We start from the raw sequence: 787 nt of genomic DNA, 5'->3' as shown, positions 1-787 counted from the left end.
TATTAACTACCGTGTGTTTTAGCATTTCATTTTTATTGTTACTTTTAGCCTTACTCCTTCAAAATTGAGTGGTTAGTCATATCAGATGCATACTGCCGAACACTTCATCGATGCATAAAACCTCACTTATAAGTAAGTAACTGCATAAATTTTGAATGAAAAATCACGTTCACCAAGCAAAGTGGATTATCAAATCACTGAAATTAGAGCATAGATCCGCAAAAAGTTTGTTCCAGAACTCAGCCTTTCAGTTGGATTTTAATATTAACAATCACAAACAACTCAGCATTTAAAACCAAAAATATCAAAATAACATAACCTTTACACAAGTTTCAAAACTTGCATATTACGAACAAGCTTGTCATAAATAGACGCTGGATTAATAGTAAGGATGCAAAATGAGTAAGCTGTACGTTGGCTCCGAAGTCGGTCAATTAAGACGAGTTCTCCTAAATAGGCCTGAAAGGGCACTCACCCACCTCACCCCTTCTAACTGTCATGAGCTACTCTTTGATGATGTACTTGCAGTAGAAGCAGCAGGTGAAGAACATGATGCCTTTGCGACAACACTTCGTGACCAAGACGTTGAAGTGTTATTACTGCATGACCTACTGGTTGAGACACTCGCTGTAGCACAAGCTCGTGAGTGGCTGCTTAATACTCAAATCTCTGATTTCCGTTACGGCCCTACATTCGCGCGTGATTTAAGAGAGTACCTTGCTCAAATGGACAATGAGCACTTGGCTACGATCCTACTTGGTGGTTTAGCCCACTCTGAGCTTCCTAT

At 39.5% G+C, this 787-nt stretch carries 1 protein-coding gene; it reads left to right on the top strand.

Going from position 1 to position 787, the window contains the following annotated elements:
* Positions 1–398 precede the first annotated feature (398 nt).
* Positions 399–787 (top strand): arginine deiminase family protein (locus tag AB4653_RS15720; protein ID WP_372104679.1); only part of this gene is annotated, 389 nt, incomplete at its 3' end.

It is taken from the genome of Vibrio sp. 10N.222.48.A3 (assembly GCF_041475345.1).
In the GTDB taxonomy this organism is placed as follows: Bacteria; Pseudomonadota; Gammaproteobacteria; order Enterobacterales; family Vibrionaceae; genus Vibrio; species Vibrio tasmaniensis_A.
This window is presented reverse-complemented; position numbering and strand designations above follow the sequence as displayed.